Raw genomic sequence first — 14,602 nt, forward strand, 5'->3', positions numbered from 1 at the left:
TCCCTTACCAATGCCTATTAAATGGAACGTTCCAACAAATCAAGATATTTTGCCGCCCTGCCTCGTGCAGCGAATATTGCTGGATCGCAGCAGCCGAAAGCCCTGCTTGCCGGAGGATTGCGCCACCAAGCCGCATTTTTCCCGGCTTCGCAAAAACGCGATTGACTCAAATGCGCCGCAGGGATTAGATCGTTCCAATAAAATCGCACAAGTAACCACCGGGAGGACAGATCTGGATGGCCAGCCGGGCCAAGGCAACGATACTCGACATCGCCCGTGAGGCGGGCGTGTCCAAATCGACGGTATCGCTGGTGCTGCAAGGCAGCGGGCTGATCCGGCCCGAAACCGCGCTCAAGGTGCGCAAGGCGATCGAGGACGTCGGCTATGTCTACAACCGCGGCGCCGCCAATCTGCGCAAGGCCCATTCCAACGTCATCGGCATGGTCATCAACGATCTCACCAATCCGTTTTTCGCCGAGCTCGCGGTCGGCATGGAGCGCGTCTTCCAGTCGGCCGGCATCGTGCCTTTCATCGCCAATACGGCCGAAAACCCGGTGCGCCAGGAAGAGGTTCTGAAATCGCTGATGGAGCAGGGTGTCGCCGGGCTCGTCGTGTCGCCGGCGCGCGGCACCACGCCTGGCGCGTTCCATCGCCTTGAGACCGCAGGCGTTCCGGTCGTCTTCGTCATGCGCCGGCTTCCCGAAAGCCGTATCCCGGTGATCACGCCCGACAATCATCGCGGCGCCTATCTCGCCACCGCCCATCTGATCGGCAAGGGCCATCGCCGGCTGGCCTTCTTCGGCGGCTCGTCCGACCTTGTCGTCTATCACGAGCGCCTGGGCGGCTTTCGCGAGGCCTGTGAAGCGCTCGGCATCGAACCGGCCGACAGGCTGGTCTTCGAGGGCGAAACCAGCCGCAAGGGCGGTATTGCCTGCCTGGAAACCGCACTTGCCATGGCCGCGCCGCCGACCGCGGCCCTTTGCTTCAACGATGCGGTCGCCTTCGGCGTCTTGCTGGCGCTGCGCAAGCGCGGCCTGGAACCCGGCGCGGACTTTGCCGTCGTCGGCTTCGACGACGTCGCCGAGGCCGAGCACTATATGCCGGCGCTGACCAGCGTCGCGGTGAACACCGCCGGCCTCGGCGAGCGCGCCGCCCATGTCGTGTTGAAGATGATCCAGTCGCGTACGACGCGCGCCGAGGATCATATCGGCGCCGTCAACCTCGTGGTCAGGGAAAGCTGCGGCCCCGATCGCAAGGAGCATGGCTGCGCAGGAATGGGAGACGCGGCATGACCGTCAGTTGGGGGCTGATCGGCGCCAGCACGATCGCAAGACAGTTCATGATCGGCGCCATCCGCGCGCAGCCGGACGGCGAGATCGCCGCGGTGATGAGCTCCAGCCCGGAGCGGGCTACCGCCTATGCTCTGGAAAACCGCATTCCGGCGGCGGTCGCGACGATTGATGAATTGCTCGGCTCCGACATCGACGCCGTCTACATCTCGACCACCAACGAATTGCATCTCGAACAGGCACTCGCCGCCATCGAGGCGGGAAAGCATGTGCTGTGCGAAAAACCACTGGCGCTGACCAGCGCCGACGCGCGCAAGATGGTCGCGGCGGCCAGCGCCGCCGGCGTCGTGCTCGGCACCAATCACCATCTGCGCAATGCCGGCTCGCATCGGGCGATGCGCGAAGCGATCGCTGCCGGCCGCATCGGCAGGCCGATCGCCGCGCGCGTCTTCCACTCCGTCTATCTGCCGGAAAACCTGCAGGGCTGGCGCATCACCAGGCCGGACGCCAGCGGCGGCGTGGTGCTCGACATCACAGTCCATGATGCCGACACGCTGCGCTTCGTGCTCGGCGACGATCCCGTCGAGATCTCGGCATTCACGCAATCGGCCGGCATGGCCGCCGGCGGACTGGAAGACGGCGCCATGTGCCTCTGGCGCTTCGCATCGGGCGTCATCGCCCAATCGCATGAGGGCTTCACGACAAAATTCGCCGGCACCGGCTTCGAGGTGCATGGCAGCGAAGGCTCGCTGATCGCCAAAAATGTGATGACGCAGAAGCCGGTCGGCTCGGTCTTGCTTCGCACGGCACAGGGCGAGGAGGAATTGAGCTTCGACCGCGAAGACCTCTATGCCCGTTCGCTGCGCGAATTCCACGCAGCGATCCGTGGCGACGGCCAGCCGTCCGCCACCGGCGAGGACGGCGTCTGGTCGCTGACATCAGCCGAGGCGGCATTGCAATCGGCCAGGTCCGGAAACGCCGTTGCCATCGACCCGAAGCTCGGGAGCGCCGCGTGAGCAAGCTCGTTTCAGCGGCTGAAGCTGCCGGCCTGATCAGGGATGGCATGGTCGTTTCCGTGTCATCGTCGAGCGGCCTCGGCTGTCCGGATGCGGTGCTGGCTGCCGTCGGCGAGCGCTTCGACGCGGAAGGCCATCCCAGGGACATCACGACGCTGCATCCGATCGCCGCCGGTGACATGTACGGCATCAAGGGCATCGACCATCTAGCCAAGCCCGGCCTGTTGAAGCGCACTTTGTGCGGCTCCTATCCGTCCGGGCCGTCATCGTCGGAACCGCCGCAGATCTGGAAGATGATCGGCGACAATTCGGTCGCCGCCTATAACGTGCCGTCCGGCATCCTGTTCGACATGCATCGCGAGGCCGCGGCCAAGCGCCCCGGCGTGCTGACCAAGGTCGGGCTCGATACCTTTGCCGACCCGCGCCATCAGGGTTGCGCCATGAATGCTGCCGCCAGCGAGCCGATCGTTTCGGTGCAGCAGTTCGACGGCGAGGAATGGCTCTATTTCCGCTCGATCGTACCGCAGGTCGCGATCATCCGCGCCACCACGGCGGACGAGCGCGGCAACCTTACCTATGAGCATGAGGGTGCCTATCTCGGCGGCCTCGAACAGGCGCTGGCCGCCCGCAACAATGGCGGCATCGTCATCGCGCAGGTCAAGCGCGTCGTCGCGAACGGCACGCTGAAGCCGCACGATGTGCGCGTGCCCGGCGTGCTGGTCGACCATATCGTGGTGGCGCCCGACCAGTTGCAGACGACGCTGACGCCTTACGATCCGGCCATCTCCGGCGAGATCTTCCGGCCACTGTCGAGCTTTCGCAACGCCGAGATGAACGTCCAGAAGGTCATTGCGCGCCGCGTCGCCATGGAGCTTGCCGACGGCATGGCGGTCAATATCGGCTTCGGCATCTCGGCCAATGTGCCGCGCATCCTGCTCGAGGAAGGCCAGCACGGCAAGGTCACCTGGGTCATCGAACAGGGCGCGGTCGGCGGCGTGCCGCTGCTCGATTTCAAGTTCGGCTGCTCGTCGAATGCCGACGCCTTCATGCCTTCGCCGCACCAGTTCATCTATTTCCAGGCCGGCGGCTTCGACGCCTCGCTGCTGTCCTTCCTGCAGATCGACCGCCACGGCTCTGTCAATGTCTCGAAGCTTTCGGCGCGGCCGCATGTCACCGCCGGCGCCGGCGGCTTCGTCGACATCACCGCGCGGGCGAAGAAGATCGTCTTTTCCGGTTTCTTCAATGCCGGCGCCAAGTTGTCGCTTGCCGGTGGCGGCATCCGCATCGACCAGGAGGGCAAGGTCAAGAAAGTCGTCGGCGAGGTCGAGCATATCTCCTTCTCGGGCAAGCGTGCCGTCGCGCAGGGACAGGATATCACCTATGTCACCGAGCGCTGCGTGATGAAGCTGACGCCTGCGGGGCTGATGGTGACCGAGTTGGCGCCGGGCATCGACCTCGAGCGCGATGTGCTGGCGCAGGCCGAGATCCCGCTCGCCGTCGCCAACGACCTGAAAGTGACGCCGGATGCGCTCTACCGGGACCGGCCGATCGGCCTGTCGCTCAATGGCGAAGCGTCGCTTGGAGGCGCACATGGCTGAGCGTCTGGTAACCTTTGAAGCCGACGGCCCCATTGGCATTGTCACGCTGCGCCGGCCGGAGAAATTCAACGCGCTCGATATTCCGATGCTGCGGGCGCTGGAAGCGGCACTCGACGAGGCCGAGACAGCAACCGGCGTCCGCGTCGTGCTGATCTGCGGCGAAGGCAAAGGCTTTTGCGCCGGCGGCGATGTCGAGGCTTGGGCGGAAATGAGCGCCGCCGATTTCCAGGTGCAATGGGTGCGCTACGGCCATCGCGTCTTCGACCGGCTGGCGCGGCTGCGGCAGCCGACGATCGCCGTGCTTGCCGGCCATGCGCTGGGTGGCGGGCTGGAACTGGCGGCGGCTTGCGACTTCCGCGTGGCGGAAACGCAGGTGAAGCTTGGGTTCCCCGAAACCTCGATCGGTGTCGTTCCTGGCTGGTCCGGCACCCAGCGCGCCGTGCGCCGCTTCGGTGCGCAGGCAGTGCGGCGGATGGCGCTCGGCGGCGAAGTGTTTCTGGCTACCGAGGCTCTTGCTCTGGGGATTGTCGACCGGGTGGTCGAGACCGGTAAGGCGTTCGCCGAAGCCAAGGCCTGGGCCGGCAAGATCGCCGAGCGCGGCCCGCTCTCGACCGAAGCCGCCAAGCTGATGATTACAGTCGCCGAGGGCGAAGAGAGTGCTGCCGCGACCGAAGCGCTGGCCAGCGGCTTCATCGCGCTGACAAGCGATCTCAGGGCCGGCGTCGAGGCTTTCAAGGCCAAGCAGAAGCCGGCGTTCTCAAGATCTTAGGAACCTGGAAATCACATGAACGCACCCCTCAACATCGCCATGCCCGCCGAGGCAGCCGCAGCGCCGAAAAGCTACCGGCTGCTGATCGGCGGCAAGTTCATCGACGCCCAGGACGGCCGCACACTCGAGCGCAGCAGCCCCGGCCACGGCTTCACCGTCTCGCGCTATGCACAGGCCGGCGCGGCGGACGTAGAGGCGGCAGTTCAGGCCGCGCACAAGGCCTTCGAGACCGGCCCGTGGCCGCGCATGAAGGCCGCCGAACGCGCCACGATCCTGCTCAAGGCTGCTGACCTGATCGAGGCGCGGCTGGACGAGATTGCCCGGCTCGACGCGCTGGAATCCGGCAAGCCGATTGCGCAGGCGCGCGACGAGATCGGCGGCGCCGTCGACATCTGGCGCTATGCCGCGGCACTTGCGCGGACGCTTCACGGCGAAAGCTACGCCAGTCTCGGCGATGCCATGCTCGGCGTCGTGTTGCGCGAACCGATCGGCGTCGTCTCCATCATCACGCCGTGGAATTTCCCGTTCCTTATCGTCAGCCAGAAACTACCCTTCGCGCTCGCCGCCGGCTGCACGGCGATGGTCAAGCCGAGCGAGATGACCTCGGCCTCGACCTTTGTGCTCGGCGAGATCCTGATGCAGGCCGGCCTGCCGGACGGCGTCGTCAACATCCTTGCCGGGTTGGGCGCCGATGTCGGCGCACCGATGGTCAGCCATCCGCTGGTCGAGATGGTGTCGTTCACCGGCTCCACCCGCGTCGGCAAGATGACCATGGCGTCTGCCGCCAACTCGCTGAAGAAAGTCGCGATGGAGCTCGGCGGCAAGAACGGCCAGATCGTCTTTCCCGATGCCGACCTCGAGGCCGCCGCCGACGCGGCGGTGTTCGGCGGCTTCTTCAATGCCGGCGAATGCTGCAATGCCGGCAGCCGGCTGATCGTCCATGAGGCGATCGCCGACGAGTTCCTCGGCGCCGTCAAAGCCCTCACCGCCAAGGTGGTTGTCGGCGACCCGCTCGACGACCGCACCAAAGTCGGCGCGATGATCTCCGCCGACCATATGGCCAAGGTCACCGGCTACGTGACGGCAGCGGAAAACGGCGGCGGCCGGATCTGTAGCGGCGGCAATCAGCTTGCTTCGAGCGCCGGCCAGTATCTTGATCCGACCATCGTTCGCGATGTCACCGAAGACATGGCCATTGCACGCGAGGAAGTGTTCGGTCCGGTGCTCTCGGTGCTGACTTTTGAATCGATTGAAAGGGCGTTGCACATCGCCAACAACACGCCCTATGGTCTGTCGGCGGGCGTGTGGAGCGCCAGCATCGATACCTGCATGTCGGTGGCGCGGAATGTGCGTTCGGGAACCGTTTGGGTGAACACGTTCATGGAGGGTTACCCCGAGCTGCCTTTCGGCGGCTACAAGCAGTCCGGTCTCGGACGCGAACTCGGCAAGCGCGCCGTCGAGGATTATACCGAGGAAAAGACAATCCAGTTTCATCGCGGCCAGCGCACCGGATGGTGGGTCGGCTGAGTTGGGAAGAACCCGGTGGGCATCCGCCGGTCGTGCAAGTTCAACAAGGGAGGAAGTACATGTTGCGCAAACTGCTTATCGGGACGGCTCTCGCATCGGGCGTTGCGTTCGCGGCCCATGCCGAGGACGTTAAGGAAGTCCAGATGCTGCATTGGTGGACGTCGGGCGGCGAAGCTGCCGCTCTGAACGTGCTCAAGCAGGATCTGGCCAAGGAAGGCTTTGCCTGGAAGGACGTGCCGGTGGCCGGCGGCGGCGGCGACGCCGCCATGACCGCGCTGAAGGCGATGGTGGCAGCGGGCAACTACCCGACCGCCTCGCAGATGCTTGGCTATACCGTGCTCGATTACGCCGCAGCCGGCGTTATGGGCGACCTGACCGAGACGGCGATAAAGGAAGGCTGGGACAAGTCCGTTCCCGCGGCCCTGCAGAAATTCTCCGTCTATGACGGCAAGTGGGTCGCGGCTCCGGTCAACGTCCACTCGGTCAACTGGCTATGGATCAACAAGGCGGTGATGGACAAGATCGGCGGCACCGAGCCCAAGACCTTCGACGACTTCATTGCGTTGCTGGACAAAGCCAAGGCGGCGGGCGTCATCCCGCTCGCGCTGGGTGGCCAGAACTGGCAGGAAGCGACAATGTTCGACTCAGTCGTGCTGTCGACCGGCGGGCCTGAGTTCTACAAGAAGGCCTTCAACGACCTCGACGAGGAGTCGCTGAAGTCCGACACGATGAAGAAGTCGTTCGACAATCTCGCCAAGCTCGTCACCTATGTCGACCCGAACTTCTCGGGCCGGGACTGGAACCTCGCCACCGCCATGGTCATCAAGGGCGATGCGCTGGTGCAGGTGATGGGTGACTGGGCCAAGGGCGAATTCAACGCCGCCAAGAAGGTCCCGGGCACCGACTTCCTGTGCTACCGCTTCCCGGGCACCGACGGCAGCGTCGTCTACAACTCCGACATGTTCGGCATGTTCAACGTTCCGGAGGACCGCAAGGCCGCCCAGATCGCCCTGGCCACCGCCACGCTGTCGAAGAGCTTCCAGTCGGCCTTCAACGTCGTCAAGGGCTCTGTTCCGGCCCGCACCGACGTGCCGGACACCGATTTCGACGCTTGCGGCAAGAAGGGCATGGCCGACCTGAAGGCCGCCAATGAAGGCGGCACGCTGTTCGGTTCGCTGGCGCAGGGCTATGGCGCGCCTCCCGCGGTTGCCAACGCCTACAAGGATGTCGTCTCGAAATTCGTGCACGGCCAGATCAAGACCTCGGACGAGGCCGTGACCCAACTGGTCAGCGCGATCGAAGACGCCAAGTAAGGCACCCGCCCATGTGAATGATCTCCCCGGCGCAAGCCGGGGAGATCCCCTGCGGCGAGGTCTTGCGGTTGCGCCGACCGGCACGCTTTCGTGCCGCAGAGGCCCGAGACAGCAGAATTCCGGACCCGCCATACGGAATGGACAGATGAGCACAGTTGCTGAAACCAGTATCACGCTGACGCCGGAGCACGATGCCCGTCCGGGCGCCACGGTGCGCTCGCGCCTTCAGGACGCGCTGCCGAAGCTCGTGCTGGCGCCGAGCTTCGCCGCCACTATCGTCTTCGTCTACGGCTTCATCCTGTGGACGATCTATCTGTCCTTCACCAATTCCAAGACCTTTCCGTCCTATGCGATCACCGGGCCACGCGCCTATCAGCGGCTATGGCGCTGGACTTTCGAAAGCGATCCGCCGTCCTCCTGGTACACGTCGATCACCAATATGGGGATTTTCGGCTTCCTCTATATTTCCATCTGCCTGGCGCTCGGCCTGTTCCTGGCGATCCTGCTCGACCAGAAGATCCGCGGCGAAGGTGTGCTGCGGCCGATCTACCTCTACCCGATGGCACTGTCGTTCATCGTCACCGGCGTTGCCTGGAAATGGTTCCTGGACCCCGGCCTCGGCCTCGAGCAGACGCTGCACCAATGGGGCTGGACGAGCTTCCATTTCGACTGGATCAAGAACAAGGATTTCGTCATCTACACGGTGGTCATCGCCGGCGTCTGGCAGGCGTCGGGCTTCATCATGGCGATGTTCCTGGCCGGCCTGCGCGGCATCGACGGCGAGATCCTGAAGGCAGCGCAGATCGACGGCGCCACCACCTTCCAGCTCTACCGTCGCATCGTCATCCCGCTGCTGCGGCCGATCTTCCTGTCCGCCTTGATCGTCCTCGCGCATCTCGCCATCAAATCCTACGATCTGGTGGTCGCGCTGACCAGCGGCGGGCCGGGCGGTTCGGCCTGGCTGCCGTCCAACTTCATGTATGAGTACACCTTCAAGCGCAACGAGATGGCCGTCGGCTCGGCCAGCGCCGTGATCATGCTGATGACCATCACCGCGATCATCGTTCCCTATCTCTATTCCGAGCTTCGGGAGAAGCCGCGATGAGCGCCGTGGCCACTCCTGCTCGCCAGAGCACTGGCGGTATCAGCGCCAGGACGGTCAACCGTATTGTCATCTACGGGCTGCTGGCGCTGTTCGCGCTGTTCTATTTGATGCCGCTGTTCGTCATGCTGGTGACCTCGTTCAAGACCATGGACGAAATCCAGAACGGCAACATGCTGGCGCTGCCGCAGGAGCCGACCTTCGCACCTTGGATAAGGGCGTGGAGCGAGGTTTGCTCGGGTCTCACCTGCGTCGGCATGAAGGGTTATTTCTGGAACTCGATCAAGATGGTGGTTCCGGCCGTCATCATCTCGACCCTGCTCGGCGCGCTCAACGGCTATGTGCTGACGAAGTGGCGCTTTCGCGGGGCGACGCTGGTGTTCGGGCTGATGCTGTTTGCCTGCTTCATTCCGTTCCAGTCCGTCCTCTTGCCGATGGCAACGATCCTCGGCAGCCTCGGCCGGTTCGGCGTCAAGCTGCAGAACGCGACCGGCCTCACCTTCGGCTTCGGCAATCCGACCGTGAACCTGGTGTTCGTTCATGTCGTCTACGGCATCGGCTTCACCACCCTGTTCTTCCGCAATTATTACGAAGCGTTTCCGAACGAGCTGGTGAAGGCGGCGCAGATCGACGGCGCCAGCTTCTTCCAGATCTTCCGGCGCATCATGCTGCCCAACTCGCTGCCGATCATCGTGGTGACGGTGATCTACCAGTTCACCAACATCTGGAACGACTTCCTCTTCGCTTCCGCCTATGCCGGCTCAGGCGACGTGATGCCGATGACGGTGGCGCTGAACAATGTCGTCAACACCTCGACCGGCGTCGTCGAATACAACGTCAACATGGCGGCGGCGATGATCGCCGCGCTGCCGACGCTCCTCGTCTACGTGCTCGCCGGCCGCTATTTCGTGCGCGGCCTGATGGCCGGCGCCGTCAAAGGATAATCGCATGGCTTTTCTGGAAATTGACGGGCTGAAGAAGCGTTTCGGAGCGGTCGAGATCCTGAAAGGCATCGACCTCGACCTGGAAAAGGGCGGCTTCCTCGTGCTGGTCGGGCCTTCCGGTTGCGGCAAGTCCACGCTGCTCAACACTATTGCCGGCCTGGAAACCATCACCGAAGGGGAAATCCGCGTCGACGGACGCACGATCAACGATCTCCACCCCTCCAAGCGCGACATCGCCATGGTCTTCCAGAGCTATGCGCTCTATCCGAACATGACGGTTGCCGGCAATATCGCCTTCGGCATGGAGATGCGCGGCGTGCCGGCCGGCGAGCGCCAGAAGGCGATCGACAAGGTGGCGAAGGTCCTGCAGATCGGCCATTTGCTGAAGCGCAAGCCAAGCCAGCTCTCCGGCGGCCAGCGCCAGCGCGTCGCCATGGGCCGGGCGCTGGTGCGCGATCCAAAGCTGTTCCTGTTCGACGAGCCTTTGTCCAATCTCGATGCCAAGCTGCGTGTCGACATGCGCATCGAGATAAAGCGCCTGCACGCCACCACCGGCACCACCATCGTCTACGTCACCCACGACCAGATCGAGGCGATGACGCTGGCCACCAAGATCGCGGTGATGCGCGACGGCGAGGTGCAGCAGTTCGGCACGCCAGCCGAAATCTATAACAATCCGGTCAACCTGTTTGTTGCCGACTTCATGGGCTCGCCGGCGATGAACCTGATCCCGGCGACGATCGGCAGCAACGGCAGCGGCTTCTCCGTCGTCATGGAGCGCGAGGCGCGCCAGCCGATCTCGCTGCCGCTGGGCAATGCGCCGGCCGGCCTGTCGGCATTCCAGGGAAAACCGATCATCTTCGGCGTTCGCCCGGAAGCACTGACCGATCCCGAGGGTGCCGAACGCAACGCCTCGAACATCGCCCGCGCCGACTGTCACATCGAGGTCATCGAGCCGGCCGGCTCGGATACGTTCGCGGTCACCAATCTCGGCGGCAAGGCGGTGGTGGCGCGGCTGCGCGCCGATGCCAAAATCCAGCCCGGCACGGTCACGCCGCTCGCCTTCAACCTGACCAAGGCGGTGTTCTTCGATCCGGCGACCGAGAAACGCATCGTCTGACCGCCATGACAAATCCCGACATCGTCATCATCGGCTCCGGCATCGGCGGCGCCACGATCGCCTCCGGCCTTGCCGGCGGTGGCGCCTCGATCCTGATGCTGGAGCGCGGCGAACCACTGCCAGCAACGCCGCACACACGCGACACCCGCGCAATCTTCGTCGATGGCCACTATAGGCCGAAGGAGATGTGGCTCGAGGCCGGCGGAGCGCCGTTCAACCCGGGCAATTACTACTATGTCGGCGGCAATTCGAAATTCTACGGCGCGGTGCTGATCCGCTACCGCAGGGAAGACTTTTCGGAGATGGAGCACTATGGCGGCGTCTCGCCGGCCTGGCCGTTTTCCTACGAGGAATTCGAGCCCTGGTATTCCAGGGCCGAGCAACTTTTCCGCGTGCGCGGTGAACTCGGTGAAGACCCGACCGAGCCGTTCCACTCGATGCCCTACCCTTTCGGGCCGGTACCCGACGAGCCGCCGATCGCGCGTGCGCGCGCCGAGCTTAGGAGCCTGGGCCTGCACCCGGCATCGCTGCCGCTCGGCGTCGACATCGAAGCCTGGCTGAAAGACGGCAGCACGCCGTGGGACGCGTTTCCCAACACCGGCGTCGGCAAGGTCGACGCCCAAACGGGGCCGCTGACCGCCGCCCTTGCCGACCAGAACATCAAGCTCGAGACCGGCGCTCATGTCGAATATCTCGAGGCATCGCCGGATGCGAGGACGATCATCGCGGTCCATTATCGACAGAACGGTACGCTGAAGAAAGTCGCGCCGAAGCTGGTCATCCTATCGGCCGGCGCAGTCAATTCCGCCGCCATCCTGCTGCGCTCGCCCACCCCTCAGGGCAGAGGCGGCGGCAAAGGCCTGGCCAACCGCTCCGACCAGGTCGGCCGCAACTTCATGAACCACAATTCGAGCGCCATGCTGGCGATCGATCCACGCCGCCGGAACAAATCCGTCTACCAGAAGACGCTGATGCTGAACGATTATTATCTGTCCGACGGCAAGGGTGGCAAGCCGCTCGGCAATGTCCAGCTCCTCGGCAAGATCGACGGCAACATCCTCAAGGCCAATGTCAGGCGCGCGCCCAAATTCGCGCTGGATTTCATGGCCGGCCACGCCGTCGACTGGTATCTGATGTGCGAGGACCTGCCCGATCCCGAGAGCCGCATCATGATCGACGGCAAGGACATCGTCATGCAGTGGCGGCGCTCCAACATGCAGTCGCTCGACGGGCTGACCAAGGTGATGCGCGAGAATTTCCGCGCCTGCGGCTATCCGATCGTCCTGTCGCGTCCGTTTGACAAGCGCACGCCCTCGCACCAATGCGGCACGGTGAAGATGGGCAACGATCCAGCGACCTCGCCGCTGGATCCGTTCTGCCGCTCCTTCGACCACAGCAATTTGTTCGTCGTCGATGCCGGCTTCCTGCCGAATTCGGCCGCCGTCAATCCGGCGCTGTCGATCGCCGCACAGGCGCTGCGCGTCGCCGATCATATCCGCAAGACGGAGCTTGCAACATGAGCCGCCCGGCAGCGATCGTCACCGGCGGCGCGCGCGGCATCGGCCTTGCCTGCGCCGAGGCGCTGGCCGACGCAGGCTTCGACATCCTCGTCGCCGACCTTGCCGACGAAGCCGCAGACGGGCTCGCCGCCGACATCACCGGGCGCGGCGCAAAGTTCGCCTATGTCAGTTGCGACATCGCCGACCTCGACGGCCACGCAGCGCTGATCGATGCCGCGACAAGCGCCTTCGGCCGCATCGACTGCCTGGTCAACAATGCCGGCATCGGTGCGGTCCTGCGCGGCGATCTGCTCGAGCTCAAGCCCGAAAATTTCGACCGGGTGCTCGGCATCAATCTGCGCGGCACCGTATTCCTCAGCCAGGCCGTCGCCAAAGCGATGCTCGGCTTGCCAAGCGATGGTGCGAGATCGATCATCACCATCACCTCGGTCAGCGCCGCGATGGCCTCGCCGGAACGGGCCGATTACTGCATTTCCAAGGCCGGGCTTTCGATGTGGGTGAAGAACCTGGCGCTGCGGCTTGCCACCGAAAACATCGCCGTGTTCGAGGTGCGCCCGGGCATCATCCGCACCGACATGACCGCGGGTGTCACCGCCAAATATGACGGGCTGATCGAGGGCGGGCTGGTGCCGGCGATGCGCTGGGGCGAGAGCGAAGATATCGGTGCCGCCGTGGCAGCACTCGCCGGTGGCAAGTTCGGCTTTTCGACCGGCTCGGTCATCAATGTCGACGGCGCGCTGTCAGTGCCGAGGCTATGAACAGGTGACGCCATGACGGACTACATAATCGTCGGCGCCGGCCCAGCCGGGTGCGTACTCGCCAACCGGCTGAGCGAAGATCCGTCGCATCAGGTGCTGCTGCTCGAAGCCGGCGGCAAGGACTGGCATCCGCTGATCCACATGCCGGCCGGTTTTGCCAAGATGACTAAGGGCATCGCCGCCTGGGGCTGGTCGACAGTGCCGCAAAAGCACATGAACGACCGCGTCTTCCGATACACTCAGGCCAAGGTGATCGGTGGCGGCTCTTCGATCAACGCCCAGATATACACGCGCGGCAACGCCCGCGACTACGACACCTGGGAGAAGGAAGAAGGCCTTGCCGGCTGGGGCTATCGCGACGTGCTGCCCTATTTCAAGCGCGCGGAGAACAACCAGCGTTATGCCAACGATTTCCACGGCGACCAAGGCCCGCTCGGCGTGTCGAACCCGATCGCGCCGCTGCCGATCTGCGAGGCCTATTTCCGTGCCGGACAGGAGATGGGCATCCCCTTCAATCCCGACTTCAACGGGGTAGCCCAGGAGGGCGTCGGTTACTATCAGCTGACGCAGAAGGACGCGAAGCGCTCCTCCGCCTCTGTCGCCTATCTCCGGCCGATCCGCGAGCGAAAGAATCTCACCGTCAGGACCGGCGTTCTGGTGACACGCATCGTCGTCGACAAGGGCCGCGCCGTCGGCGTCGAGATCGTCGACAGGCCGGGCGGCCAGCCAACGATCCTGCGCGCCGAGCGCGAGGTGATCGTCTCGTCCGGCGCCATCGGCTCGCCGAAGCTTTTGCTGCAGTCGGGCATCGGCCCGGCCGACCATCTGAAGGCGGTCGGCGTGACACCGGTGCACGATCTGCCCGGCGTCGGCTCCAACCTGCAGGATCATCTCGACCTGTTCGTCATCGCCGAATGCACCGGCGATCACACTTACGACAACTACGCCAAGCTGCACTGGACGGCTTGGGCCGGCCTGCAGTATCTGCTCCTGAAGAAAGGCCCGGTAGCCTCCAGCCTATTCGAGACCGGCGGCTTCTGGTACGCCGATCCGACCGCCGCCTCCCCCGATATCCAGTTGCATCTCGGCCTCGGCTCCGGCATCGAGGCCGGCGTCGAGAAGCTGAACAATCCGGGCGTGACACTGAACTCGGCCTTCCTGCGTCCGCACTCGCGCGGCACGGTGCGGCTGAACAGCGCCGATCCGGCCGACCGCCCGCTGATCGATCCGAACTATTGGTCCGATCCCTATGACCGCGATATGTCGATCAAGGGGCTGAGGCTGGCGCGCGAGATCATGCGGCAGAAGGCGCTGCAGCCCTATGTGCTGCGCGAGGTATTGCCGGGACCCGACCTGCAGAGCGGCGACGAGCTGTTCGACTACGCCTGCCGCAGTTCCAAGACCGACCACCACCCGGTCGGCACCTGCCGCATGGGCTACGATGCAATGAGCGTGGTGACGCCCGATCTCAAGCTGCGCGGTATCGAGGGCCTGCGCGTCTGCGACGCCTCGGTGATGCCGCGCATCCCCTCCTCCAACACCAACGCCCCGACGATCATGGTTGGTGAAAAGGGCGCCGATCTGATCCTTGGTCGCGAGCCGCTGCCGCCGGCGGTGTTTTCCACCAACCGAGCGGCATGAGGGAC

13 protein-coding genes are annotated in these 14,602 nt (G+C 64.4%); all 13 read left to right on the plus strand.

Going from position 1 to position 14,602, the window contains the following annotated elements:
• Positions 1–21: 21 nt before the first annotated feature.
• A complete protein-coding gene (locus tag NKJ23_RS22550) occupies positions 22–165 on the plus strand; it encodes a hypothetical protein (protein WP_352682499.1) in 144 nt (47 codons plus the stop codon).
• A 71-nt stretch (positions 166–236) separates the two neighbouring features.
• A complete protein-coding gene (locus tag NKJ23_RS22555; RefSeq protein WP_352682501.1) occupies positions 237–1,292 on the plus strand; it encodes a LacI family DNA-binding transcriptional regulator in 1,056 nt (351 codons plus the stop codon).
• Positions 1,289–2,305: a Gfo/Idh/MocA family protein gene (locus NKJ23_RS22560; RefSeq protein ID WP_352682503.1), complete on the plus strand. Its 1,017-nt coding sequence runs from the start codon at positions 1,289–1,291 to the stop codon at positions 2,303–2,305. Before NKJ23_RS22555 ends, NKJ23_RS22560 begins: the two co-directional genes overlap by 4 nt.
• A complete protein-coding gene (locus NKJ23_RS22565; RefSeq protein ID WP_352682505.1) occupies positions 2,302–3,903 on the plus strand; it encodes an acyl CoA:acetate/3-ketoacid CoA transferase in 1,602 nt (533 codons plus the stop codon). Before NKJ23_RS22560 ends, NKJ23_RS22565 begins: the two co-directional genes overlap by 4 nt.
• A complete protein-coding gene (locus NKJ23_RS22570; protein WP_352682507.1) occupies positions 3,896–4,672 on the plus strand; it encodes an enoyl-CoA hydratase/isomerase family protein in 777 nt (258 codons plus the stop codon). Before NKJ23_RS22565 ends, NKJ23_RS22570 begins: the two co-directional genes overlap by 8 nt.
• Positions 4,673–4,687: 15 nt before the next feature.
• Positions 4,688–6,199 (plus strand): aldehyde dehydrogenase family protein, encoded by a 1,512-nt coding sequence (locus tag NKJ23_RS22575; protein WP_352682509.1) that lies wholly within the window; start codon positions 4,688–4,690, stop codon positions 6,197–6,199.
• A gap of 59 nt (positions 6,200–6,258) precedes the next feature.
• Positions 6,259–7,512, plus strand: a complete 1,254-nt coding sequence (locus NKJ23_RS22580) for an ABC transporter substrate-binding protein (RefSeq protein ID WP_031194023.1) — start codon at positions 6,259–6,261, stop codon at positions 7,510–7,512.
• 145 nt (positions 7,513–7,657) lie between these two features.
• On the plus strand, positions 7,658–8,617 hold the full coding sequence (locus NKJ23_RS22585; RefSeq protein ID WP_023675368.1) for a carbohydrate ABC transporter permease: 960 nt from the start codon (positions 7,658–7,660) through the stop codon (positions 8,615–8,617).
• A complete protein-coding gene (locus tag NKJ23_RS22590) occupies positions 8,614–9,558 on the plus strand; it encodes a carbohydrate ABC transporter permease (protein WP_023675367.1) in 945 nt (314 codons plus the stop codon). Before NKJ23_RS22585 ends, NKJ23_RS22590 begins: the two co-directional genes overlap by 4 nt.
• Positions 9,559–9,562: 4 nt before the next feature.
• Positions 9,563–10,678 carry an ABC transporter ATP-binding protein gene (locus tag NKJ23_RS22595; protein ID WP_023675366.1) on the plus strand — a complete coding sequence of 372 codons (1,116 nt, stop codon included), beginning with the start codon at positions 9,563–9,565 and terminating at the stop codon, positions 10,676–10,678.
• Between the two features lie 5 nt (positions 10,679–10,683).
• Positions 10,684–12,198 (plus strand): GMC oxidoreductase, encoded by a 1,515-nt coding sequence (locus tag NKJ23_RS22600; protein ID WP_352682510.1) that lies wholly within the window; start codon positions 10,684–10,686, stop codon positions 12,196–12,198.
• Positions 12,195–12,956: a 3-ketoacyl-ACP reductase gene (locus NKJ23_RS22605; protein ID WP_352682512.1), complete on the plus strand. Its 762-nt coding sequence runs from the start codon at positions 12,195–12,197 to the stop codon at positions 12,954–12,956. The genes NKJ23_RS22600 and NKJ23_RS22605 overlap by 4 nt, the downstream gene beginning before the upstream one ends.
• Before the next feature lie 12 nt (positions 12,957–12,968).
• Positions 12,969–14,597 (plus strand): GMC family oxidoreductase, encoded by a 1,629-nt coding sequence (locus tag NKJ23_RS22610; RefSeq protein ID WP_352682514.1) that lies wholly within the window; start codon positions 12,969–12,971, stop codon positions 14,595–14,597.
• The last annotated feature ends 5 nt before the right edge of the window (positions 14,598–14,602 follow it).

Origin of the sequence: Mesorhizobium sp. M0184, from assembly GCF_040322215.1 — a bacterium.
Lineage (GTDB): Bacteria > Pseudomonadota > Alphaproteobacteria > Rhizobiales > Rhizobiaceae > Mesorhizobium.

What these genes read in the sequence shown, in the direction of transcription:
- NKJ23_RS22555 (WP_352682501.1), top strand. Translation starts at nt 237, where the DNA reads ATGGCCAGCCGGGCCAAGGCAACGATACTCGACATCGCCCGTGAGGCG.
- NKJ23_RS22605 (WP_352682512.1), top strand. Translation starts at nt 12,195, where the DNA reads ATGAGCCGCCCGGCAGCGATCGTCACCGGCGGCGCGCGCGGCATCGGC.
- NKJ23_RS22610 (WP_352682514.1), top strand. Translation starts at nt 12,969, where the DNA reads ATGACGGACTACATAATCGTCGGCGCCGGCCCAGCCGGGTGCGTACTC.
- NKJ23_RS22550 (WP_352682499.1), top strand. Translation starts at nt 22, where the DNA reads ATGGAACGTTCCAACAAATCAAGATATTTTGCCGCCCTGCCTCGTGCA.
- NKJ23_RS22575 (WP_352682509.1), top strand. Translation starts at nt 4,688, where the DNA reads ATGAACGCACCCCTCAACATCGCCATGCCCGCCGAGGCAGCCGCAGCG.
- NKJ23_RS22590 (WP_023675367.1), top strand. Translation starts at nt 8,614, where the DNA reads ATGAGCGCCGTGGCCACTCCTGCTCGCCAGAGCACTGGCGGTATCAGC.
- NKJ23_RS22600 (WP_352682510.1), top strand. Translation starts at nt 10,684, where the DNA reads ATGACAAATCCCGACATCGTCATCATCGGCTCCGGCATCGGCGGCGCC.
- NKJ23_RS22585 (WP_023675368.1), top strand. Translation starts at nt 7,658, where the DNA reads ATGAGCACAGTTGCTGAAACCAGTATCACGCTGACGCCGGAGCACGAT.
- NKJ23_RS22560 (WP_352682503.1), top strand. Translation starts at nt 1,289, where the DNA reads ATGACCGTCAGTTGGGGGCTGATCGGCGCCAGCACGATCGCAAGACAG.
- NKJ23_RS22580 (WP_031194023.1), top strand. Translation starts at nt 6,259, where the DNA reads ATGTTGCGCAAACTGCTTATCGGGACGGCTCTCGCATCGGGCGTTGCG.
- NKJ23_RS22570 (WP_352682507.1), top strand. Translation starts at nt 3,896, where the DNA reads ATGGCTGAGCGTCTGGTAACCTTTGAAGCCGACGGCCCCATTGGCATT.
- NKJ23_RS22595 (WP_023675366.1), top strand. Translation starts at nt 9,563, where the DNA reads ATGGCTTTTCTGGAAATTGACGGGCTGAAGAAGCGTTTCGGAGCGGTC.